At 58.7% G+C, this 22,238-nt stretch carries 17 protein-coding genes; 16 read left to right on the top strand and 1 reads right to left on the bottom strand.

The genetic code is table 11. The annotated features are described in order from the left end of the window. Positions 1-52 precede the first annotated feature (52 nt). Entirely contained in the window at positions 53-1,372 is a 1,320-nt protein-coding gene (locus tag BLR77_RS00735) for a TRZ/ATZ family hydrolase (protein WP_074674990.1), read from the bottom strand. Positions 1,373-1,532: 160 nt separating this feature from the next. Between BLR77_RS00735 and mtnA the strand changes: the two genes are divergently transcribed. The 16 genes from mtnA (at position 1,533) to BLR77_RS00655 (ending at position 22,238) form a co-directional block, all read left to right on the top strand. After that, entirely contained in the window at positions 1,533-2,609 is a 1,077-nt protein-coding gene (gene mtnA, locus BLR77_RS00730; protein WP_074674989.1) for an S-methyl-5-thioribose-1-phosphate isomerase, read from the top strand. Between the two features lie 344 nt (positions 2,610-2,953). Further along, positions 2,954-5,722 (top strand): DNA gyrase subunit A, encoded by a 2,769-nt coding sequence (gene gyrA, locus BLR77_RS00725; RefSeq protein WP_074674988.1) that lies wholly within the window; start codon positions 2,954-2,956, stop codon positions 5,720-5,722. 157 nt (positions 5,723-5,879) lie between these two features. Beyond that, positions 5,880-6,965 (top strand): 3-phosphoserine/phosphohydroxythreonine transaminase, encoded by a 1,086-nt coding sequence (gene serC, locus BLR77_RS00720; RefSeq protein WP_074674987.1) that lies wholly within the window; start codon positions 5,880-5,882, stop codon positions 6,963-6,965. Between the two features lies 1 nt (position 6,966). After that, positions 6,967-8,061: a prephenate dehydratase gene (gene pheA / locus BLR77_RS00715; RefSeq protein WP_061240049.1), complete on the top strand. Its 1,095-nt coding sequence runs from the start codon at positions 6,967-6,969 to the stop codon at positions 8,059-8,061. A gap of 98 nt (positions 8,062-8,159) precedes the next feature. Next, a complete protein-coding gene (gene hisC, locus BLR77_RS00710; RefSeq protein WP_074674986.1) occupies positions 8,160-9,269 on the top strand; it encodes a histidinol-phosphate transaminase in 1,110 nt (369 codons plus the stop codon). After that, positions 9,266-11,506: a bifunctional prephenate dehydrogenase/3-phosphoshikimate 1-carboxyvinyltransferase gene (locus BLR77_RS00705; RefSeq protein ID WP_074674985.1), complete on the top strand. Its 2,241-nt coding sequence runs from the start codon at positions 9,266-9,268 to the stop codon at positions 11,504-11,506. The genes hisC and BLR77_RS00705 overlap by 4 nt, the downstream gene beginning before the upstream one ends. After that, a complete protein-coding gene (gene cmk, locus BLR77_RS00700; RefSeq protein ID WP_074674984.1) occupies positions 11,503-12,168 on the top strand; it encodes a (d)CMP kinase in 666 nt (221 codons plus the stop codon). Before BLR77_RS00705 ends, cmk begins: the two co-directional genes overlap by 4 nt. Before the next feature lie 149 nt (positions 12,169-12,317). Beyond that, positions 12,318-14,000: a 30S ribosomal protein S1 gene (gene rpsA, locus BLR77_RS00695; RefSeq protein ID WP_074674983.1), complete on the top strand. Its 1,683-nt coding sequence runs from the start codon at positions 12,318-12,320 to the stop codon at positions 13,998-14,000. Positions 14,001-14,422: 422 nt separating this feature from the next. After that, entirely contained in the window at positions 14,423-14,707 is a 285-nt protein-coding gene (gene ihfB / locus BLR77_RS00690; protein WP_003243558.1) for an integration host factor subunit beta, read from the top strand. Between the two features lie 229 nt (positions 14,708-14,936). Beyond that, positions 14,937-16,412 (top strand): MBL fold metallo-hydrolase, encoded by a 1,476-nt coding sequence (locus BLR77_RS00685; RefSeq protein ID WP_074674982.1) that lies wholly within the window; start codon positions 14,937-14,939, stop codon positions 16,410-16,412. A 15-nt stretch (positions 16,413-16,427) separates the two neighbouring features. Then, on the top strand, positions 16,428-17,138 hold the full coding sequence (locus BLR77_RS00680; RefSeq protein ID WP_074674981.1) for a Wzz/FepE/Etk N-terminal domain-containing protein: 711 nt from the start codon (positions 16,428-16,430) through the stop codon (positions 17,136-17,138). Positions 17,139-17,430: 292 nt separating this feature from the next. After that, positions 17,431-18,615, top strand: a complete 1,185-nt coding sequence (locus BLR77_RS00675; RefSeq protein ID WP_139202843.1) for a lipopolysaccharide biosynthesis protein — start codon at positions 17,431-17,433, stop codon at positions 18,613-18,615. 23 nt (positions 18,616-18,638) lie between these two features. Beyond that, complete coding sequence (pseC, locus tag BLR77_RS00670) at positions 18,639-19,799, top strand: UDP-4-amino-4,6-dideoxy-N-acetyl-beta-L-altrosamine transaminase (RefSeq protein ID WP_074674979.1); 1,161 nt, start codon at positions 18,639-18,641, stop codon at positions 19,797-19,799. Further along, the gene (gene pseF, locus BLR77_RS00665; protein ID WP_074674978.1) at positions 19,796-20,494 is read left to right on the top strand and encodes a pseudaminic acid cytidylyltransferase; all 699 of its coding nucleotides are present in this window, start codon (positions 19,796-19,798) and stop codon (positions 20,492-20,494) included. Before pseC ends, pseF begins: the two co-directional genes overlap by 4 nt. A gap of 3 nt (positions 20,495-20,497) precedes the next feature. Then, entirely contained in the window at positions 20,498-21,586 is a 1,089-nt protein-coding gene (gene pseG / locus BLR77_RS00660; protein WP_074674977.1) for a UDP-2,4-diacetamido-2,4,6-trideoxy-beta-L-altropyranose hydrolase, read from the top strand. After that, complete coding sequence (locus tag BLR77_RS00655) at positions 21,576-22,238, top strand: formyltransferase family protein (RefSeq protein WP_074674976.1); 663 nt, start codon at positions 21,576-21,578, stop codon at positions 22,236-22,238. The genes pseG and BLR77_RS00655 overlap by 11 nt, the downstream gene beginning before the upstream one ends.

The following is a 22,238-nucleotide window of genomic DNA, read 5'->3' as shown; positions in this document are numbered from 1 at the left end:
GTAGCCCGGATGCAATCCGGGGCGGCTGCATTCTTCCCGGATTTCATCCGGGCTACCTTTTGGCAATCCTGGCTCCCCATTCCCTGGCCTTGGCGATCAGTGCGCTTTCGTCCATGCGCGTCAGGCGGCCGTCGTCCAGCAGCTGCTTGCCGCCCACCCACAAATGCTTCACGCAGTCGCGGCCGCTGGCGTAGATGAGCTGCGATACCGGGTCGTAGATCGGCTGCTGGGCCAGGCCGGAAAGGTCGAAGGCGACCACGTCGGCCAGCTTGCCCAGTTCCAGCGAGCCGGTCTGTGTTTCCAGGCCCAGGGCGCGGGCGCCGTTCAAGGTGGCCATGCGCAAGGCGCTGTGTGCATTCAGGGCGGTGGCAGAACCGGCGACGGCCTTGGCCAGCAGGGCGGCGGTGCGGGTTTCGCCAAGCAGATCGAGATCGTTGTTGCTGGCGGCGCCGTCGGTGCCGATGGCGACGTTGACGCCAGCCTGCCACAGGCGTTCGACCGGGCAGAAGCCGCTGGCCAGTTTCAGGTTGGATTCGGGGCAATGCACGATGCTGCAGTTGTGTTCTACCAGCAGGGCCAGATCTTCGTCATCGATCTGCGTCATGTGCACCGCCTGGAAGCGCGGGCCGAGCAGGCCGAGGCGAGCCAGGCGCGCCAGTGGGCGTTCACCATGCTTGCTGACGGCTTCGGCCACTTCCTGCGCGGTTTCGTGCACATGCATATGAATGCCGGCATCCAGCTCGTCAGCCAGTACGCGAATCTGTTCCAGCTTGTCGTCGCTGACGGTGTACGGCGCGTGGGGGCCGAAAGCGATGCGGATGCGCGGGTGTTGCTTGAGGTCATCGAACAGTTGCAGGCCCGTACGTAGCGCCTCGGCAGCGTTGAGTGCGCCGGGGACCGGGAAATCCAGCACGGGAACGGTGATCTGCGCCCGCACGCCGGCATTGTGCACGCATTCGGCGGCGGTCTGCGGGTAGAAGTACATGTCGGAGAAGCAGCTGATACCGCCCTTGATCTGTTCGGCGATGGCCAGATCGGTGCCGTCGCGGACGAAATCTTCGTCGACCCACTTACCCTCGGCGGGCCAGATATGTTCGTGCAGCCAGGTCATCAGCGGCAGGTCGTCGGCTATGCCGCGCAGCAGGCTCATGGCGGCATGGCCGTGGGCGTTGATCAGGCCTGGGGCGAGCAGGCATTCCGGCAGCTCTCGCACCTGCGTTGCCGGATGGCGCAGTGCCTCGGTGCGCGGCGCGATCAGCGCGATGCGGCCATCGCGTATGCCCAGGCCGTGGTCGCGTAGCACCACCCCGGCCGGCTCAACGGGCACCAGCCAGGTGGGCAGGAGCAGCAGGTCGAGAGGGGCTTCGGGCATGGGCGGTTGTCCGTCTGGCTTGATCGATGCAGGGAAGGGCGCCAGTGTATAGATGAACGCGCGTAGCTTGAAGTCGTGAGGGCGTGCTGGATTGTTCGGCTGGCCTCAGCCGGTCTGCGTATAATCCGCGATTTTTTGGCGGTGACAGATGGAGTGCGCGATGCGCGAGCAATTGCTGGCGGTGGAGAAGGTCCAGGCAATCGAGTGGCGCGATGGTGCGTTATACCTGCTCGATCAGCGCCTGCTGCCGCATCGGCAGACCTGGCTGCGCTTCGATTCTGCCGCAGAGGTGGCTGATGCGATTCGCGACATGGTGGTGCGCGGCGCGCCGGCTATAGGTATCGCCGCTGCCTATGGTCTGGTGCTGGGCGCCCGCGCTCGGCTGCAGGCCGGGGGTGACTGGCGCGAGGCGCTGGAGGCGGATTATGCCTGTCTCGAGCGCTCTCGCCCCACCGCGGTAAACCTGTTCTGGGCCCTGCAGCGCATGCGTGAGCGCCTGGCGCGACTCAAGGATGGCGACGACATCCTGGCGCTGCTGGAGGCCGAGGCGGTGGGGATCCATCTCAGCGACCGCGAGGCCAACCTGACCATGGCGCAACTGGGCATGGAGCTGATCCGCAAGCATCAGGGCAATCCGCAGGTGCTGCTGACTCACTGCAATGCTGGTGCGCTGGCGACCGGCGGCTTTGGCACGGCGCTCGGGGTGATCCGTGCGGCGTATCTGGAAGGCCTGGTCGAGCAGGTCTATGTCGATGAAACCCGTCCCTGGCTGCAGGGCGCGCGGCTGACTGCCTGGGAATTGGCTGGCGACGGCGTGCCGGTCAGCCTCAATGCCGATGCAGCTGCCGCTCACCTGATGAAAACCAAGGGCATCACCTGGGTCATAGTCGGGGCTGACCGCATTACCGCCAACGGCGACGTGGCCAACAAGATCGGCACCTATCAGCTGGCGGTGAACGCCATGCACCACGGCGTGCGCCTGATGGTGGTGGCGCCCAGCTCGACCATCGACATGAGCCTGGAAAGCGGCGAAGACATCCTGCTCGAAGAGCGCGATGGTCGCGAACTGCTGGAGGTGGCGGGGCATCGGGTGGCGGCCGACGTGCACGCGGTCAATCCGGTATTCGATGTGACGCCGGCTGATCTGGTCGACTACATCGTGACCGAGAAAGGGGTTGTGGAACGCCCTGATAGCGCCAAGCTGGCGCAGTTGATGTGCCGCAAGCGCCTGCATTGAGCTGGTCGAGCGCGGCTTACTCCTTGTAGGAGCCCCGCCCCGGGGCGAAGCCTTTGCTTGCATTGGTCGTGCAGCAGCTCCAGCAGGCTGGTCGTTTCGCCTGTTTCCGTCTCGCCTGCTCCGCTTCTCCATGAGGGCGCGCGGGGTAGGTGTGTGGCGCGCTTTGTGGTAATCTCCGGCAGTTTTCAAGGGGGCTGACTACAGCCACCTTCACTGCATCGAATCGTGACATAACTCGTTGATTTGTCGTGAGTCGCTGATGGCTTCAGGCTATCGCGACGAGCTCCGTAGCGTTCAGGAAGAATGACGCGGAGTTTCACCAGAAAAAAGGAACCAGGCTTCTCATGGGCGAACTGGCCAAAGAAATCCTCCCGGTCAATATCGAAGACGAGCTGAAACAGTCCTACCTCGACTACGCGATGAGCGTAATCGTCGGGCGTGCGCTGCCGGATGCGCGCGATGGCTTGAAGCCGGTACACCGTCGTGTGCTTTACGCCATGAGCGAGCTGGGCAACGACTGGAACAAGCCCTACAAGAAATCCGCCCGTGTGGTCGGTGACGTGATCGGTAAGTACCACCCGCACGGCGACACCGCGGTGTACGACACCATCGTGCGTATGGCACAGGACTTCTCCCTGCGCTACCTGCTGGTGGACGGCCAGGGCAACTTCGGTTCGGTTGACGGCGACAACGCCGCGGCCATGCGATACACCGAGGTGCGCATGACCAAGCTGGCGCATGAGCTGCTGGCCGATCTGGAGAAGGAAACCGTCGACTGGGTGCCCAACTACGACGGCACCGAGCAGATCCCGGCTGTCATGCCGACCAAGGTGCCGAACCTGCTGGTCAACGGCTCCAGCGGTATCGCCGTGGGCATGGCCACCAACATCCCGCCGCACAACCTCTCCGAGGTAATCGACGGCTGCCTGGCGCTGATGGACAACACCGAGCTGACCGTCGATGACCTGATGCAGTACATCCCCGGCCCTGATTTCCCCACCGCGGGCATCATCAACGGCCGTGCCGGCATCATCGAGGCCTACCGTACCGGCCGTGGGCGCATCTACATCCGCGCCCGCGTCGAGGTCGAGGACATCGACAAGGTCGGCGGTCGCCAGCAACTGGTGGTCACCGAGCTGCCGTACCAGCTGAACAAGGCGCGTCTGATCGAGAAGATCGCCGAGCTGGTCAAAGAGAAGAAGATCGAAGGCATCACCGAGCTGCGTGACGAGTCCGACAAGGACGGCATGCGCGTGGTGATCGAACTGCGTCGTGGCGAAGTGCCGGACGTGGTGCTGAACAACCTGTACGCCCAGACCCAGATGCAGAGTGTGTTCGGTATCAACGTCGTGGCGCTGGTCGACGGTCAGCCGAAGATCATGAACCTCAAGGACATGCTCGAGGTGTTCATCCGTCACCGCCGCGAAGTGGTGACCCGTCGTACCGTCTACGAGCTGCGCAAGGCGCGTGAGCGCGGGCACATCCTTGAAGGTCAGGCGGTAGCCCTGTCCAACATCGATCCGGTGATCGAGCTGATCAAGGCCTCGCCGACTCCGGCCGAGGCCAAGGAACGTCTGATCGCCACTGCCTGGGAATCATCCGCCGTGGAGGCCATGGTCGAGCGCGCTGGCGCCGACTCCTGCCGTCCGGAAGGTCTGGATGCACAATTCGGTCTGCGTGACGGCAAGTACTACCTGTCGCCGGAACAGGCCCAGGCCATCCTCGAATTGCGCCTGCACCGCCTGACCGGCCTGGAGCACGAGAAGCTGCTGGCCGAGTACCAGGAAATCCTCAGCCTGATCGGCGAGCTGATCCGCATCCTGACCAGCCCCGAGCGCTTGATGGAAGTCATCCGCGAGGAGCTGGAGAAGGTCAAGGCCGAGTTCGGCGATGCTCGTCGCACCGAGATCGTCGCCTCGCGTCTGGATCTGACCATCGCCGACCTGATCACCGAAGAAGAGCGCGTTGTCACCATCTCCCACGGCGGCTACGCCAAGAGTCAGCCGCTGGCCGCCTACGAGGCGCAGCGTCGCGGCGGCAAGGGTAAATCCGCCACCGGGGTGAAGGACGAGGACTACGTCGAGCACCTGCTGGTCGCCAACAGTCACGCCACCCTGCTGCTGTTCTCCAGCAAGGGCAAGGTGTACTGGCTGCGTACCTTCGAGATCCCCGAGGCCTCGCGTGCCGCGCGCGGTCGCCCGCTGGTCAACCTGTTGCCGCTGGATGAGGGTGAGCGCATCACCGCGATGCTGCAGATCGACCTCGAAGCCCTGCAGCAGAGCGCCGGCGCCGACGAAGACCTGGACGACGAAGGTGTGCTGATCGAAGGCGAAGCCGTCGAGGTGGTCGAGGCCGAGGAAGTCGAAGAAATCGAGGGTGAAACCCCTGAGCTGGTTGCCGAGCCGACTGGCGCTTTCATCTTCATGGCCACCGCATTCGGCACCGTGAAGAAGACCCCGCTGGTGCAGTTCAGCCGTCCGCGCAGCGCCGGTCTGATTGCCCTGAAGCTGGAAGAGGGCGACACCCTTATCGCCGCCGCCATCACCGACGGCGCCAAGGAAGTCATGCTGTTCTCCGACGCCGGCAAGGTACTGCGCTTCGCCGAGAGCAAGGTGCGCACCATGGGCCGTACCGCCCGTGGTGTGCGCGGCATGCGCCTGGGCAAGGATCAGCAACTGATCTCCATGCTGATTCCTGAGTCCGGTGCGCAGATCCTCACCGCTTCCGAGCGCGGCTTTGGCAAGCGTACCGGTCTGGGCAAGTTCCCGCGTCGCGGTCGCGGCGGTCAGGGCGTTATCGCCATGGTCACCAGCGAGCGTAACGGCAAGCTGGTCGGCGCCATCCAGGTGCAGGATGGTGAGGAAATCATGCTGATTTCCGACCAGGGCACCCTGGTGCGTACCCGTGTCGACGAAGTCTCCAGCTCCGGCCGTAACACTCAGGGTGTGACCCTGATCAAGCTGGCCAAGGACGAGACCCTGGTTGGCCTGGAGCGTGTGCAGGAGCCGACTCCGGTGGAAGAGGACGAGCTGGTCGAAGGCGAAGAGGGCGCTGAAGTCGCCGAAAGCGCCGAAGCGCCAGTCGCCGACGCCGAGGAAGGCAGCGAGGAATAAAGCCGGGCTCCGTGGGAGGGGCTTTAGCCGCGACTGTCGCCGCTAAAGCGCCTCCCACAGGGCGTAAGGTGGGTTGAGCGCAGCGATACCCATCGGCAAGCAGTGTGGACATGCCATCGCCTGGTGGTGGCGTTCTGTGAATCTGAGAGAGACAGACGTGAGCAAGCGAGCTTTTAACTTCTGCGCCGGCCCGGCCGCGCTGCCGACCGCTGTACTGCAACGCGCCCAGGCCGAGATGCTCGACTGGCAAGGCAAGGGCCTCTCGGTGATGGAGATGAGCCATCGCAGCGACGAGTACATGGCTATCGCCAGCCAGGCCGAACAGGACCTGCGCGATCTGCTCGCTGTACCCAGTGACTACAAGGTGCTGTTCCTGCAGGGCGGTGCCAGCCAGCAGTTCGCCGAAATCCCGCTCAACCTGCTGCCGGAAGATGGCGTGGCGGATTACGTCGAGACCGGCATCTGGTCGAAGAAGGCCATCGACGAAGCCCGTCGTTACGGCGCCATCAACGTCGCCGCCAGCGCCAAGGTGCACGACTACTTCGCCATTCCCGGTCAGAACGACTGGCAGCTGTCGAAAGACGCCGCTTACGTGCATTACTGCAGCAACGAGACCATTGGTGGTCTGCAGTTCGACTGGGTGCCGCAGGTTGGCGATACCCCGCTGGTCGCGGACATGTCCTCGGACATCCTCTCGCGCTCGCTGGATGTTTCGCAGTTCGGTCTGATCTACGCCGGTGCGCAGAAGAACATCGGCCCCAGTGGTCTGGTGGTGGTCGTCGTCCGTGAAGATCTGCTCGGTCGCGCCCGTTCCAGCTGCCCGACCATGCTGGATTACAAGATCTCCGCCGATAACGGCTCGATGTACAACACCCCGGCGACTTATTCCTGGTACCTCTCCGGCCTGGTCTTCCAGTGGCTGAAGGAGCAGGGTGGCGTCGAGGCCATGGAGCGCATCAACCGTGCGAAGAAGGACCTGCTGTACAAGGCCATCGACGACAGCGATTTCTACAGCAACCCCATCGCCCACAACGCGCGTTCCTGGATGAACGTGCCGTTCCGCCTGGCCGACGAGAAGCTGGACAAGGCCTTCCTGGCTGGCGCCGATGAGCGCGGTCTGCTCAACCTGAAGGGGCATCGTTCGGTGGGTGGCATGCGCGCCTCCATCTACAACGCGGTGGGCCTGGATGCAGTCGAGGCGCTGGTGGCGTACATGGCCGAGTTCGAGAAGGAGCATGCCTGATATGTCGGAGCAGGAACTGCAAGCGCTGCGTGTGCGCATCGACAATCTCGATGAGCGCATCCTCGAGCTGATCAGCGATCGCGCGCGCTGCGCCGAAGAAGTGGCGCGGGTGAAGATGAAGGAGCTGAAGGAGGGCGAGTCGCCCGTCTTCTACCGCCCCGAGCGTGAAGCCCAGGTGCTCAAGCGCGTGATGGAACGCAACCAGGGCCCGCTGGGCAACGAGGAGATGGCGCGGCTGTTTCGCGAGATCATGTCCTCCTGCCTGGCGCTGGAAAACCCGCTGAAAGTCGCCTACCTCGGTCCTGAGGGCACCTTCAGCCAGGCGGCGGCGATGAAGCACTTCGGTCACGCGGTGATCAGCGTGCCGATGGCGGCCATCGACGAGGTGTTCCGCGAGGTGGCTGCCGGTGCGGTCAATTTCGGCGTGGTACCGGTGGAAAACTCTACCGAAGGCGCGATCAACCATACCCTCGACAGTTTCCTCGAGCACGACATGGTCATCTGTGGCGAAGTCGAGCTGCGCATTCACCATCACCTGCTGGTCGGTGAAACCACCAAGACCGACAAGATCACCCGTATCTACTCCCATGCTCAGTCGCTGGCGCAGTGCCGCAAGTGGCTGGACGCGCACTACCCGAACGTCGAGCGCGTGGCGGTTTCCAGCAATGCCGACGCTGCCAAGCGAGTGAAGAGCGAGTGGAACAGTGCGGCGATTGCTGGTGACATGGCGGCCAATCTGTACGGTCTGACCAAGCTGGCGGAAAAGATCGAGGATCGCCCGGACAACTCCACGCGCTTCCTTATCATCGGCAGCCAGGAAGTACCGCCGACCGGCGACGACAAGACCTCGATCATCGTCTCCATGCGCAACAAACCGGGTGCGCTGCATGAACTGCTGGTGCCGTTCCACAACAACGGCATCGACCTGACTCGCATCGAAACCCGGCCGTCGCGTAGTGGCAAGTGGACCTACGTGTTCTTCATCGACTTCGTCGGCCACCACCGCGATCCGCTGATCAAGGATGTGCTGGAGAAGCTCGCTCAGGAAGCCGTGGCGCTGAAGGTGCTGGGTTCCTATCCGAAGGCGGTGCTGTAAGCCCGAGCTCTTGTGGGAGCGGCTTTAGCCGCGATATTCGTGACTGAGGTCGCTCCTGCAAAGCCTGTGGTGCTCGGTCGAGACAATGAGGTTTTGTAATGAGTTGCGATTTCCTTACCCTGGCCCAGCCAGGCGTGCAAAAGCTGTCCCCCTACGTACCAGGCAAGCCAGTCGATGAGCTGGCCCGTGAGTTGGGGCTCGACCCGGCCGGCATCGTCAAGCTGGCCAGCAACGAGAACCCGCTCGGTCCTAGCGACAAGGTGCTGGCGGCGATTCGTGCCGAGCTGGACGAGCTGACCCGCTACCCTGACGGCAATGGCTTCACCCTCAAGACTGCCCTGGCTGCCCGTTATGGCGTCGATGCCGCGCAGGTCACCCTGGGCAATGGCTCCAACGACATCCTCGAACTGGTCGCCCGTGCCTATCTGGCACCCGGTCTCAATGCGGTGTTCAGTGACTACGCCTTCGCCGTCTATCCCATTGCGACCCAGGCGGTCGGCGCGCAGGGCAAGATCGTGCCGGCCAAGGAGTATGGTCACGACCTGCAAGCGATGCTTGCCGCCATCGATGACAACACCCGCGTGGTCTTCATTGCCAACCCCAACAACCCGACCGGTACCTGGTTCGGCCCGGATGCGCTGGAGTATTTCCTGGCCAAGGTGCCGGAGTCGGTGCTGGTGGTGTTGGACGAAGCCTATATCGAATACGCCGAAGGCGACGAGTTGCCGGACGGCCTGGATTACCTGGCACGCTACCCGAACCTGCTGGTTTCGCGCACCTTCTCCAAGGCCTACGGTCTGGCGTCGCTGCGTGTCGGCTACGCCATCAGCTCGCCGGCCATCGCCGATGTGCTCAATCGCGTGCGTCAGCCGTTCAACGTCAACAGCCTTGCGCTGGCCGCAGCCTGCGCCGCGCTGGCCGATACCGACTACCTGGCCGAGAGTCGTCGCTTGAACGATGCCGGCATGCAGCAGCTGGAAGAGGGCTTGCGTGCTCTGGGGCTGAGCTGGATTGCCTCCAAGGGCAACTTCATCGCCGTCGATTTTGGCCGCGACACCGCCGCGATCAACCTGGCGCTGCTGCGTGAAGGCGTGATCGTGCGGCCGATGGCGGGGTATCGCATGCCGAATTTCCTGCGCGTCTCCATCGGTTTGCCGAAAGAGAATGCGCGCTTTCTCGAGGCTCTGGCCAAGGTGCTGTCGGCGTGACTGTCACTGCAGTGCAATCGAATGCCCCTAAGATCGGCCGCCTGGTGGTGGTTGGCCTCGGCCTGATCGGTGGTTCCTTCGCCAAGGGGCTGCGTGAGCGAGGGCTGTGTCGAGAGGTGGTAGGGGTCGATCTGGACGCCGAATCATGTCGTCTGGCGGTACAGTTGGGCGTTGTTGATCGTTGCGAGAGCGACCTGGCCGCCGCCTGTCAGGGGGCTGAAGTCATTCAACTGGCAGTGCCTATCCTGGCTATGGAGAAGGTGCTTGCCCAACTGGCCAGGATCGATCTCGGCAATACAGTGCTGACCGACGTGGGTAGCGCCAAGGGCAATGTCGTGCGTGCGGCGCGCCTGGCCTTTTCCGGGAAGGCTGTGCGCCTGGTGCCCGGACACCCCATCGCGGGTTCCGAGCAGAGCGGGGTGGAGGCTGCCAACGCGGAGCTGTTCCGTCGCCACAAGGTCATCCTGACGCCCAGTGAACACAGCGATGAAGCGGCTGTGGCGCTGGTCGAAGGCTTGTGGCGTGAGCTTGGTGCGGATGTCGAGTCGATGGAGGTCGAACATCACGACCAAGTGCTCGCTGCCACCAGCCACCTGCCGCACCTGCTGGCCTTTACCCTGGTCGACTCGCTGGCCAAGCGCAGCGAGAACCTGGAAATTTTCCGCTATGCCGCTGGCGGTTTCCGCGACTTCACGCGGATCGCCGGCAGTGACCCGGTGATGTGGCACGATATCTTCCTCGCCAACCGCGAGGCCGTGCTGCGCACACTGGATACGTTTCGCGACGACCTCGACGCCCTGCGCGACGCGGTCGACGCCGGGGATGGGCATCAACTGCTGGGCGTGTTCACTCGCGCTCGCGTGGCCCGCGAACATTTCAGCAAAATTCTGGCCCGCAGGGCCTATGTGGACGCTATGCACTCGACCGATCTGATTTTCCTGGCAAAACCCGGTAGCAGCCTGTCCGGACGCATCCGCGTACCTGGTGACAAATCCATCTCGCACCGCTCGATCATGCTGGGTTCGCTGGCTGAAGGCACTACCGAGGTCGAAGGCTTCCTCGAGGGCGAAGACGCCCTGGCCACGCTGCAGGCGTTCCGCGACATGGGCGTGGTCATCGAAGGTCCGCACCATGGCCGCGTGACCATCCATGGTGTTGGCCTGCATGGCCTGAAAGCGCCGGCCGGCCCGCTGTACATGGGCAATTCCGGCACCTCCATGCGCCTGCTCTCCGGCCTGCTGGCTGCCCAGCCGTTCGACACCACGCTGACCGGTGATGCTTCGCTGTCCAAGCGCCCGATGAATCGCGTGGCCAAGCCGCTGCGCGAGATGGGCGCAGTGATCGAGACCGCTCCGGAAGGCCGTCCGCCGCTGACCATCAAGGGCGGTCAGCGCCTGACTGGCATGGCCTACGAAATGCCCATGGCCAGCGCCCAGGTCAAATCCTGCCTGCTGCTGGCCGGTCTGTACGCGGCTGGCAGCACCTCGGTGACCGAGCCGGCGCCGACCCGTGATCACACCGAGCGCATGCTGCGCGGCTTCGGCTACCCGGTCAGCGTCGAGGGCAGCACTGCCTGTGTCGAGGCCGGCCACAAGCTGAGCGCTACGCGTATCGAAGTACCGGCGGATATTTCCTCGGCTGCTTTCTTCCTGGTGGCTGCCAGCATCGCCGAAGGCTCCGAGCTGGTGCTGGAACACGTCGGCATCAACCCGACCCGCACCGGCGTGATCGACATTCTCAAGCTGATGGGCGGTGACATCACCCTGGAAAACCAGCGCGAAGTCGGCGGCGAGCCAGTGGCCGACATTCGCGTGCGCGCGGCCAAGCTTAAAGGCATCGACATCCCCGAGGACCTGGTGCCGCTGGCCATCGATGAATTTCCGGTGCTGTTCGTCGCCGCTGCCTGCGCCGAAGGTCGCACCGTGTTGCGCGGCGCCGAAGAGCTGCGGGTCAAGGAGTCCGACCGCATCCAGGTCATGGCCGACGGCCTGATCGCGCTGGGCGTCAAGGCAGAGCCGACCCCGGACGGCATCATCATCGAAGGCGGTGCCATTGGCGGTGGTGAAGTCTGGGCGCATGGTGATCACCGTATTGCCATGTCCTTCAGCGTCGCCTCGCTGCGTGCCAGTGCGCCAATCCGTATTCACGACTGCGCCAACGTCGCCACCTCCTTCCCCAACTTCCTCGCCCTGGCGGCTGAAGTGGGGATCAATGTGGCCGTAGAGGGCAACGCATGAGTGCCCCGGTAATCACCGTCGACGGGCCGAGCGGGTCGGGCAAGGGCACGCTTTGCGCCTTGCTGGCCAAGCAATTGGGTTGGAATCTGCTCGACTCCGGTGCGCTCTATCGTCTGCTGGCCTTCGCCGCTGGCAACCACGGCATCGACCTGACCAACGAAGAATCGCTCAAGCAACTGGCCGCGCATCTGGATGTACAGTTCATCGACAAGCGCATCATCCTCGAGGGCGAGGAGGTGACCGACGCCATCCGTAACGAGCAGGTAGGGGCGGGCGCTTCCATGGTCGCCTCGCTGCCTGCCGTGCGTGAAGCGCTGCTGCAGCGTCAGCGCGCATTTCAGGAGATGCCGGGCCTGGTGGCCGACGGTCGCGACATGGGCACCGTGGTATTCGCCGACGCGCCGCTGAAGATTTTCCTGACGGCCAGCGCCGAGGAGCGTGCGCGTCGCCGCTACTTGCAGTTGAAGGCCAAGGGCGATGATGTTAATCTCGCGAGTCTTCTCGACGAGATACGGGCGCGCGACGAGCGCGATACCCAGCGCGTGGTGGCTCCGCTCAAGCCGGCAGCCGACGCGATAGTGCTGGATTCCACCGAGCTTTCCATCGAGCAGGTACTTGAACGAATTCTGAGCGAAGTCGCTGATCGCGATCTCGCCGGGTAAAGAGTCGCAGCTGCTATAAGCTGACGGACTCGCAAGGAGGCATGCGGGAGACCAGTCCTTGTCCCGTAGGCCTCTTTTTACATGAACGAACCCACATGGTCTGGAATGTGGTTTGGGCGAATCCCCGCCCTTGATCAACAGGAATCAACATGAGCGAAAGCTTTGCAGAACTATTTGAAGAAAGCCTGAAATCCCTCGACATGCAGCCGGGCGCCATCATCACCGGTATCGTGGTCGACATCGACGGTGACTGGGTCACCGTTCACGCCGGTCTGAAGTCCGAGGGCGTCATCCCGCTCGACCAGTTCTTCAACGAACAAGGCGAGCTGACCATCAAGGTCGGTGACGAAGTTCACGTCGCGCTGGACGCGGTTGAAGATGGCTTCGGTGAAACCAAGCTGTCCCGCGAGAAAGCCAAGCGCGCTGAGTCCTGGCTGGTTCTGGAAGCTGCGTTCAACGCTGAAGAAGTGGTCAAGGGTGTTATCAACGGTAAGGTCAAAGGCGGCTTCACCGTTGACGTCAACGGCATCCGCGCGTTCCTGCCGGGTTCCCTGGTTGACGTCCGTCCGGTGCGTGATACCACTCACCTGGAAGGCAAAGAGCTCGAGTTCAAGGTCATCAAACTGGACCAGAAGCGCAACAACGTTGTCGTTTCCCGTCGCAGCGTCCTGGAAGCCGAGAACAGCGCCGAGCGCGAAGCTCTGCTGGAATCCCTGCAGGAAGGCCAGCAAGTCAAAGGTATCGTCAAGAACCTCACCGACTACGGTGCGTTCGTTGACCTGGGCGGCGTAGACGGCCTGCTGCACATCACCGACATGGCTTGGAAGCGCATCAAGCACCCGTCCGAGATCGTCAACGTTGGCGACGAGATCGACGTCAAGGTTCTGAAGTACGATCGCGAGCGTAACCGCGTATCCCTGGGCCTGAAGCAACTGGGCGAAGACCCATGGGTTGCCATCAAGGCTCGCTACCCGGAAAACACCCGCGTTGTTGCCCGCGTCACCAACCTCACCGACTACGGCTGCTTCGCCGAGCTGGAAGAGGGCGTGGAAGGCCTGGTACACGTTTCCGAAATGGACTGGACCAACAAGAACATCCACCCGTCGAAAGTCGTCAACGTCGGCGACGAAGTGGAAGTCATGGTTCTGGACATCGACGAAGAGCGTCGTCGTATCTCCCTGGGTATCAAGCAGTGCAAGACCAACCCGTGGGAAGACTTCTCCGGCCAGTTCAACAAGGGTGACAAGATCTCCGGCACCATCAAGTCGATCACCGATTTCGGTATCTTCATTGGTCTGGACGGCGGCATCGACGGCCTGGTTCACCTGTCCGACATCTCCTGGAACGAAGCCGGCGAAGAAGCCGTGCGTCGCTTCAAGAAGGGCGACGAGCTGGAAACCGTCATCCTGTCGGTTGACCCGGAGCGCGAGCGCATCTCCCTGGGCATCAAGCAGCTGGAAGACGATCCGTTCAGCAACTACGTCTCGATCAACGACAAGGGCACTATCGTCCGTGGCGTTGTGAAAGAAGTAGACGCCAAGGGCGCCATCATCGACCTGGGCAACGAGATCGAAGCTACCCTGAAAGCCTCCGAAATCAGCCGTGACCGCGTTGAAGACGCGCGCAACGTCCTGAAGGAAGGCGACGAAGTAGAAGCCAAGATCATCAGCGTCGACCGCAAGTCCCGCGTCATCAGCCTGTCCGTCAAGTCGAAAGACGTTGAAGACGAGAAAGACGCGATGAAGGAACTGCGTAGCAAGCAAGACGTTGAGAACACCGGCCCGACCACCATTGGTGATCTGCTCCGTGCTCAAATGGAAAAACAGAACTAAGTTCGGTTAATCCATCCAGGAAAAGGGCGGCCCTCGGGCCGCCCTTTTTCGTTCATGCATCCCAAAACTACACACCCCTGTAGGAGCTGCGCCCCCCCTCCTCCCCGCAGCGAATAGCGGCCATCCAGCAATACCGAGCCCATGCCCAAAAGCTTCGCCCCGAGGCGGGGCTCCTACGCGAATGCGCCAGTCGACACTCTCTCTGTAGGAGCTGCGCCCCGCGGCGAATGGTGGCCATCCCGCAATATTGAACCAATACCCAAAAGCTTCGCCCCGAAACAAGCCTCCTACACAAAGCCCCCGTTATCACAACTAACCGCAAAACTCGCTAACACCTTGTTTTTTAGACTGTTCAAAAGATGACCCGCGTGCTACAACCGAACCGTCGAGTCTTCTAGCCGCTTGAAAAAGAAGGGAAAACCATGACCAAGTCGGAGTTGATCGAAAGAATTGTCACTCATCAGGGTCAGCTGTCCTCCAAGGATGTCGAGTTGGCCATCAAGACCATGCTGGAGCAAATGTCCCAGGCATTGGCCACGGGGGACCGCATCGAAATTCGCGGCTTTGGCAGCTTCTCGCTGCACTACCGCGCACCGCGCGTTGGGCGTAACCCGAAAACCGGCCAGTCGGTCCGTCTGGACGGCAAGTTCGTGCCGCATTTCAAGCCGGGCAAGGAGTTGCGCGACCGGGTCAATGAGGACGAGTGACTACGCTTTGTCTTTCCCGCTGATGCAATTCTCCTGATTAGGTGGTCGCCTGGCGTCATACTTTTGTCATGCTTGCGAAATCATGGAAAACCGGCAAAATGTGCGGGCTTTCACAGGCTGCTCCGTTTCCAGCTTTCCAACTGGTTCAGTTAGTTGCGATTTTCTGAACCGTCATCCGCACTACTGGGCCGAGTCCCTTTAGATTTCGCCAGTGTTAAGGGATTGACTCGTGCGGTACCCCTCCATTATTCATCACGGCGCCGTAACAGGCGTTACGGGCTCATGCCATCAACTGCAGATGGATGATGAGCATGCGCTGCTGATTGACTGTGGCCTTTTTCAAGGTGCTGAAACTTCCCCTGAAGGCCGGGCAGGCGCCGCTAAGCTCGCAATCGACTTTTCTCTGGACGGCATCAAGGCGCTGGTCGCGACTCATGTCCATATCGACCACGTGGGTCGCATTCCCTATTTGTTAGCGGCTGGCTTCAAAGGCCCGATCCTCTGCAGTGAGCCGTCGGCCAAGTTGTTGCCCATCGTCCTTGAGGATGCCTTCAAGCTCGGTTTCAGCCGTGACCAGAAGCAAGTCGAGCGCTACCTCAAACTGATCGAGCAGCGCATTGTCGCCTTACCCTACAAGCAGTGGTTCACCCTGATCGACACGAAACAGCTCAGCGCGCGCATTCGTCTACAGCGCGCTGGCCATATCCTCGGCTCCGCCTATGTTGAAGTGGACCTGCAGTACCCCGAGACGGGTGAGAAGAAGCGGATCGTATTTTCCGGCGACCTGGGGGCGCCCCATGCGCCAATCCTCCCGGCGCCTAAAGCCCCATATAAAGCCGATGTTCTGGTCATCGAGAGTACCTACGGCGACCGCCTGCATGAAGATCGCCGCAGTCGTCGTGCACGTCTGGAGAAGGTGCTCGAGCACGCGCTGAGCAACCAGGGCACGGTGCTGATCCCTGCCTTCAGTATTGGTCGCACTCAGGAGCTGCTCTACGAACTTGAGGACATCATTCATCGCAGAGCGTTGAGGGCGTCGGCAAAGACTCAGCCAAGTGCTTCCATGCCGAAAGCAAGCAAAGCTCCAGTCCTCGACTGGGCAAATTTGCCGATCATTCTCGACTCTCCGCTGGCCAGTCGTTTCACTTCGGTTTATCGCGAGCTTGACCAGTTTTGGGATGCAGAGGCGAGGGCGCGCTTGGTCAAAGGCCGTAACCCACTGGCTTTTCGTAATCTGCTAACGGTCGATAGCCACCAGGCCCATCTGGCCATGGTCAATCGCCTGGTTCAAACCACTCAGCCGGCTATCGTTATTGCTGGCAACGGCATGTGCTCCAGTGGGCGTATCGTCAACTACCTCAAAGCCATGCTCGGTGATGAGCGGCATGATGTGCTCTTTGTCGGCTACCAGGCTGAAGGTACGCCCGGGAGACAGATACAGCGTTTTGGCTCGCGTAGTGGCTATGTGGAATTTGACGGGCAGCGCTATGATATTCGTCCTCATGTGCATACCATAGGCGGCTATTCTGCTCATGCAGATCAGAAGGGCCTGGTTAGCTTTGTTACCCGGATGACGCACTGGCCGTCAGAGATTCGTATCGTGCATGGTGAGCCTCAGGCCAAAGCACTGTTGGCCGAGTTTTTGTGCAAGTGCTATCAGGCTCAAGGCCGGTGCGTGAGTGTTGCTGTGCCAGAATTACTTTAATAAGGCAGTTATTTAATGAGTGAAATTCAAGTATCTCCTTCAAGGTCAGGAAAACATGATGATGAGGTAGATCTGTTCGAGTTGTTGCAAAAACTGTGGGCTCAGAAAGTTATAATTATATCCCTGACCCTATTTGGGCTTGCCAGTGCTGCGGGCTACGTTTACCTCACTCCCCCCAAGTTTGAATCGACAACTGTGTTGGCTCCGCCATCGATCACTGCTTTTGCGCCATTAGTGCAGGATGTAAAAGTTAGTTCAAATTCAACGGTTGATCTTTTGGGTGTGGCACTAAAGTTAAGTGATAACGTGATGATACTTTTCAGTAGACGCCTGCTCGCACCAACTACGCGCGCTGCTTTTATTTTGGAGAGGCCGAGCTTTGCAGGTTGTACTATTGTGGCTAATCAAAATAAAAGTAATCTCAGTAAAGTTACTGTGTCAGTTACCTGCGCGGATGAGGTGGCGTCATTGCTTGCCCTTGATGAATATATCAAGTATGCGTCGAAAATGACGGCTAAAGAGTTTCACGCGCTGATGATGGCTGTTGGTGTCGAGAAGTCAATACAGGCAAGTGAGCTTTACAGTGTCGAGTCCCTGCCAAGTACTAAAGTGACGCCTATGAAAGTCTTTATTCTTACTCTGGGTGTCATGTTTGGTGGGATGCTGGGGGTATGTGTTGCTTTGATCCGGTTAGTATTGGGTGGACGCCCTTCACAAGCTGCTTAATTTGGTGAAAACAAGGCATTCATGGTGGAGGAGGTTGTCCTAATATGTGCTGGCATTCATCCATGCTACGGATTTACTGCTTCGCAGATCTAGATTTTGTATTTGGAAGAAATCGGCCTAATTTTAGCTGTGTCAATTTGCATGAGGTTCGTGCTTGATTGTGCTTGCGCAGGTTTGCATGCTTGTGAAGTAAAATTCTGTCGGCGCTGGTTCATGGGGAAGCTAAGTATTGAATGTAAGGCTATTAAATGTATCCATTCGCGTACTGGTTCTGATCAGTAGATTTATGTTTATGTTTGCGTTGGCTAAGTTGTTAGAGCCTTCGCAGGTAGGTCAATACGGCCTTCTAGTGGCTGCGGTAGGGTATTCGATATATTTTATAGGTCTCGATTTTTATAGCTACACAAGTAGGCAGGTGGCTGGTGGTGATCGTTCTCTGTGGGGGCGATATATAAAATCTCAGATTGCTTTGTCAGGGTTTCTGTACTTTGTATTTTTTCCATCCTTTCTCATTATTTTTGCGATAGCTTGGTTGCCTTGGTCATTGGTTGGTTGGTTCTTCGTTATTCTGATTTTTGAGCATGCGTGCCTTGAGATGATGCGCTTCTTTATCGCGGCGTCTGAGCAGCTTTCTGCAAGTCTCGTGCTGTTCTTCAATCAGGCTTGCTGGGCTGTCGCTGTTATCCTTTTGATGGTGTCAGGCGAATACTTCAGGGGGCTAGAGTGGGTTCTCTCATTCTGGATTGGTGGTTCAGCGATTGCACTGGTCTTAGCCTGTCTCAAGTTGAAGCGAATGCAATTGGGGGGGTGGCGCTCGCGGATCGATTGGAGTTGGGTTTGGCTAGGTATCAAGGTCGCGGTACCCATGCTAATAGCGACGTTGGCCTTAAGGGGAATTTTTACCTTTGATCGCTATTTGGTCGGTGAGGTGTTGGGTCTTGAGCAGGTAGCCGTTTATGTATTGTTCATCGGTGTGGCTGGAACATTACTAGCCTTTTTGGATGCTGCTGTTTTCTCGTTCGCCTATCCTGGTTTGATTGAAGCTTGTAAGATGCAGCAGGCGGATATTTTCAGGAGAACTATGAGAATGATGCTGGTTTCGGTAGTTTTATTTTCTATGGTTTTTACGGTATGTAGTCTTTTGGTTTTTCCTTATTTGCTTGTTTGGATTGAGAGAGAGATTTATCTTGAAAGTTATCATGTCTTTTATTGGGTTTTGTTGGCAGTTGTCATTAATGCCCTGTGGCTGATTTTTCACTATGCACTCTATTCTCAGCGGTGTGATGGGCATATCATAGGGTCCCGTTTGTTGGCGTTTTTTGTTTTTTTGATTGCAAGCTATATTTTCTATTTTCCTTATCCGCGTGATTCAATTTTTATTGGGTTGTGTTTGTCGCAGTTTGTTATTCTTGTATGGAACTTTCTGGCCTATCGGGCGGTTACGCCTAGGGCGCTCCTTGGATTTGGCTGGAACTGATTTAATCAATTATTGGGGAAGCTATGATACCTTACGGTCGGCAAGACATTACTGAGAGTGATATCAAGGCGGTATTGGATGTTCTCGGTTCCTCGCATCTGACTCAAGGGCCTGCAGTGCCGAAGTTTGAGCAGGATATTATAAGGCATTCAAATGCCAAGTATGCTATCGCAGTTAACAGCGCGACATCTGCTCTGCATATAGCCTGCTTGGCAATGGGGCTGGGGGAGGGCGACTGGTTATGGACGACGCCCAATACTTTCGTAGCTTCTGCAAACTGTGCGCTGTATTGCGGAGGGAGAGTCGACTTCGTCGATATTAATCCGCTCACCTATAACCTGTGTCCTGTGGCGCTGGAACAAAAACTGATCAAGGCTGAGCGAGAGGGGCTGCTGCCCAAGGTGGTGGTGCCTGTACACTTTGCCGGGCAGCCTTGTGACATGCGTTCAATCCATGCACTCTCTCAGAAATATGGTTTCAAGATCATCGAGGATGCTTCCCATGCCATCGGCGGTCTTTATTTGAATGAGCCTATTGGGAACTGCCGCTACAGCGACATTACAGTTTTCAGCTTTCATCCCGTCAAGATTATCACCTCTGCTGAGGGCGGGATGGCCGTTACTAATAGTGAGAAGTATGCCGAGAAAATGGCGCTTTTGCGGAGTCATGGAATAACCCGTACGCCTAGCCTGATGACCAAGCCCATGGAGGGCTCCTGGTACTACCAGCAGGTTGATCTTGGATTCAATTATCGCATGACCGATTTGCAGGCAGCGCTGGGTAGTAGTCAGATGAGTCGATTACTCCACTACGTGGCGCGCAGGCATGAACTCGCTAATCGCTACAATAAACTACTTGCCGAGCTGCCGTTGATCACTCCTTGGCAGAGTAAAGATGGACACTCTGCCTATCACCTCTATGTCATTCGCTTGAAACTGGACCAGATAGAGCGTAACCACGGAGAGGTCTTTGAGGCGCTGAGGGCGCGAGAAATATTGGTGAACCTCCACTACATCCCGGTTCATACCCAGCCTTACTATCAGGCCATGGGCTTTGCGGTCGGGGATTTTCCGGAGGCTGAAAAATACTACACCGAGGCCATAAGTATTCCACTGTTTCCTGCGCTCAAAGAAAGTGAGCAGGATTACGTCGTAGAATCGCTAAAGGAATTGCTTCTGACATGAGAGTTGCTGTAATTCCCGCCCGTGGCGGCAGCAAGCGCATACCGCGCAAGAACATTAAGCTTTTCTGCGGTAAGCCGATGATTGTCTGGTCGATCGAGGCGGCGCTGGCCAGCGGTTGCTTTGATGCTGTGATCGTCTCGACCGACGATACGGAAATCGCCGAGGTCGCTCGTCATTACGGCGCCGATGTCCCCTTCATGCGTCCAGCGGAACTGTCGGACGACTATGCCGGAACCGTTCCGGTAATCCGGCACGCAGTTGAGTGGTTCATCGCCAATGGTGAGGCCCCGGAGCAGGTATGCTGCATTTACGCTACCGCCCCCTTTGTGACAGGCGAGGATATTCGTAGGGGGTTAGAGATACTGACCGGAAACGATTGTGACTACGCCTTCTCCGTCACCAGCTATGCCTTTCCCATCCAGAGAGCGATCCGCATCACGCCGGCAGATCGTGTCGAAATGTTCAATCCCGAGCACTTCAACACGCGCTCCCAGGATCTCGAAGAAGCATATCACGATGCAGGCCAGTTCTACTGGGGGCGCGCTGGTGCCTGGTTGGAAGGCAAGATCCTGTTTGGGACGCACGCCGTACCGGTTCTGCTACCTCGTCATCGCGTTCAGGACATCGATACCCTGGAAGACTGGGAGCGGGCTGGCTGGCTGTTCAAGGCTATGCAAGCTCAGGTAGAGCGATAAAAGATGAAAATCGCTTTCCGTGCTGACGCCTCGTTGCAGATGGGCAGCGGGCACATTATGCGCTGCGTGACCCTAGCTGACGCGTTAAAGCAGAAAGGCGCACAATGCCATTTCTTTTGCCGAGAGCACCCAGGACACCTCATCGAACTGGTTCGCGGTAAGGGCCATGTCGTTCATGTCTTGCCTTGTGAAACGGAGAGCCCAATAGACAGGGGCGAACTGGTTCATGCAGCCTGGCTGGGCGCTTCTCAGGATCAGGATGCGCAGGCCTGTTTGCCTAACCTGCAAGAACTCCAGCCAGATTGGCTGATCGTCGACCACTATGCTTTGGGCATTCGTTGGGAAGAGCGTTTGCGGCCGTTCTGTCGACGGTTGATGGTCATAGATGATCTGGCTGATCGAGGCCATCAATGTGACTTGCTGCTCGATCAGAACCTGGGGCGGAAGCTGGTGGATTATGCCGGGTTGGTTCCAGGAGCCTGCACCGTGCTCGCGGGGCCGCAATATGCTTTGTTGCGACCGGAGTTTGCTGCTTTGAGAGGGGGCAGCCTCAAGCGTCGGGACGAGCCCCGTTTGCGGAACATACTTATCTCTATGGGGGGCGTGGATGCACCCAACGCCACCAGTCGAGTTCTGGAAGCGTTGAGAGAATGCGTGCTCCCGGATGGTTGCCAGTTGACGGTAGTGATGGGGCCCAAGGCGCCATGGCTTCAACAAGTTCGTGATGCCGCGAGTGCAATGTCTTGTCAAACGGAGGTATTGGTTAATGTAACTGATATGGGGGCTTTGATGATGAGTAGTGACCTGTCCATAGGTGCTGCTGGAAGTACCTCATGGGAACGCTGCTGTCTGGGGGTGCCGAGCATCATTTTGGTATTGGCTGAAAACCAACGCTTCATTTCTTTCGAACTGGACAAAGCCGGGGCGGCCAAGGCGATCGGTCTGGATGAGGGCGATCTTGAAGCTCAACTGAAGAAATTGATCGATAGATACCAGGCATCGGCTTACCTCAAGGAAGCTTCCAAAAGAGCGGCTTCGGTTTGTGACGGAGCAGGTGTCGAGCGAATCGGGAGAGTGTTGCTTGGAAAGTAACTCAATCACAGTCCTTGTTGATAATGATTCTTGGATAATTCCCTATGCCAGAAAGCTGGTGGAGATCCTGAGAGAAAAGGGTTTGGACGCGGCGTTTGCGGATAGCGCTGACAAAGTACGAGTCGGTTGGATCAATTTCATGCTCGGTTGTACGCGGATCGTGGATGATGACGTGTTGCAGCGCAACAAGCATAACTTGGTCGTGCATGAAAGCAACCTACCGGAGGGGCGTGGGTTTGCCCCTATGGCTTGGCAAATTCTAGAAGGTAAACGGCAGATTCCAATATGTCTTTTGGAAGCATCGGACGCAGTTGATGCTGGTGATGTCTGGATCAGGGATATGATAGCGTTGGATGGGACCGAGCTGTGTGACGAGTGGCGGGTTCTGCAGGGGGAAAAAACCATCCAGCTTTGTCTGAGGTTTGTTAATGAATACAAAGTGCTTGCTCCCCTAAAACAAGAAGGAGCGCCTTCTTGGTATGTGCGCCGACGCCCTGTCGATAGTCGTTTAGATATCGATAAGTCGATGCGAGATCAGTTCAATCTGCTTAGGATCGTGGATAACGAAAGATACCCTGCCTATTTTGAAGTTGATGGCCAGCTTTATACGCTGCAGATATTCAAGGCTAGAGGGGGAGATAGCGGTGCATGA

Origin of the sequence: Ectopseudomonas alcaliphila (assembly GCF_900101755.1) — a bacterium.
Taxonomy (GTDB): Bacteria; Pseudomonadota; Gammaproteobacteria; order Pseudomonadales; family Pseudomonadaceae; genus Aquipseudomonas; species Aquipseudomonas alcaliphila.
Note: the sequence above shows the minus strand (reverse complement) of the source record. Positions and strands in the feature narration are given on the sequence as shown.

Coding starts and splice junctions, on each gene's coding strand:
- mtnA (WP_074674989.1), top strand. CDS start 1,533: ATGCGCGAGCAATTGCTGGCGGTGGAGAAGGTCCAGGCAATCGAGTGG.
- hisC (WP_074674986.1), top strand. CDS start 8,160: ATGAGTTGCGATTTCCTTACCCTGGCCCAGCCAGGCGTGCAAAAGCTG.
- gyrA (WP_074674988.1), top strand. CDS start 2,954: ATGGGCGAACTGGCCAAAGAAATCCTCCCGGTCAATATCGAAGACGAG.
- cmk (WP_074674984.1), top strand. CDS start 11,503: ATGAGTGCCCCGGTAATCACCGTCGACGGGCCGAGCGGGTCGGGCAAG.
- BLR77_RS00680 (WP_074674981.1), top strand. CDS start 16,428: ATGAGTGAAATTCAAGTATCTCCTTCAAGGTCAGGAAAACATGATGAT.
- pheA (WP_061240049.1), top strand. CDS start 6,967: ATGTCGGAGCAGGAACTGCAAGCGCTGCGTGTGCGCATCGACAATCTC.
- pseF (WP_074674978.1), top strand. CDS start 19,796: ATGAGAGTTGCTGTAATTCCCGCCCGTGGCGGCAGCAAGCGCATACCG.
- pseG (WP_074674977.1), top strand. CDS start 20,498: ATGAAAATCGCTTTCCGTGCTGACGCCTCGTTGCAGATGGGCAGCGGG.
- ihfB (WP_003243558.1), top strand. CDS start 14,423: ATGACCAAGTCGGAGTTGATCGAAAGAATTGTCACTCATCAGGGTCAG.
- BLR77_RS00675 (WP_139202843.1), top strand. CDS start 17,431: ATGTTTGCGTTGGCTAAGTTGTTAGAGCCTTCGCAGGTAGGTCAATAC.
- BLR77_RS00735 (WP_074674990.1), bottom strand. CDS start 1,372: ATGCCCGAAGCCCCTCTCGACCTGCTGCTCCTGCCCACCTGGCTGGTG.
- rpsA (WP_074674983.1), top strand. CDS start 12,318: ATGAGCGAAAGCTTTGCAGAACTATTTGAAGAAAGCCTGAAATCCCTC.
- pseC (WP_074674979.1), top strand. CDS start 18,639: ATGATACCTTACGGTCGGCAAGACATTACTGAGAGTGATATCAAGGCG.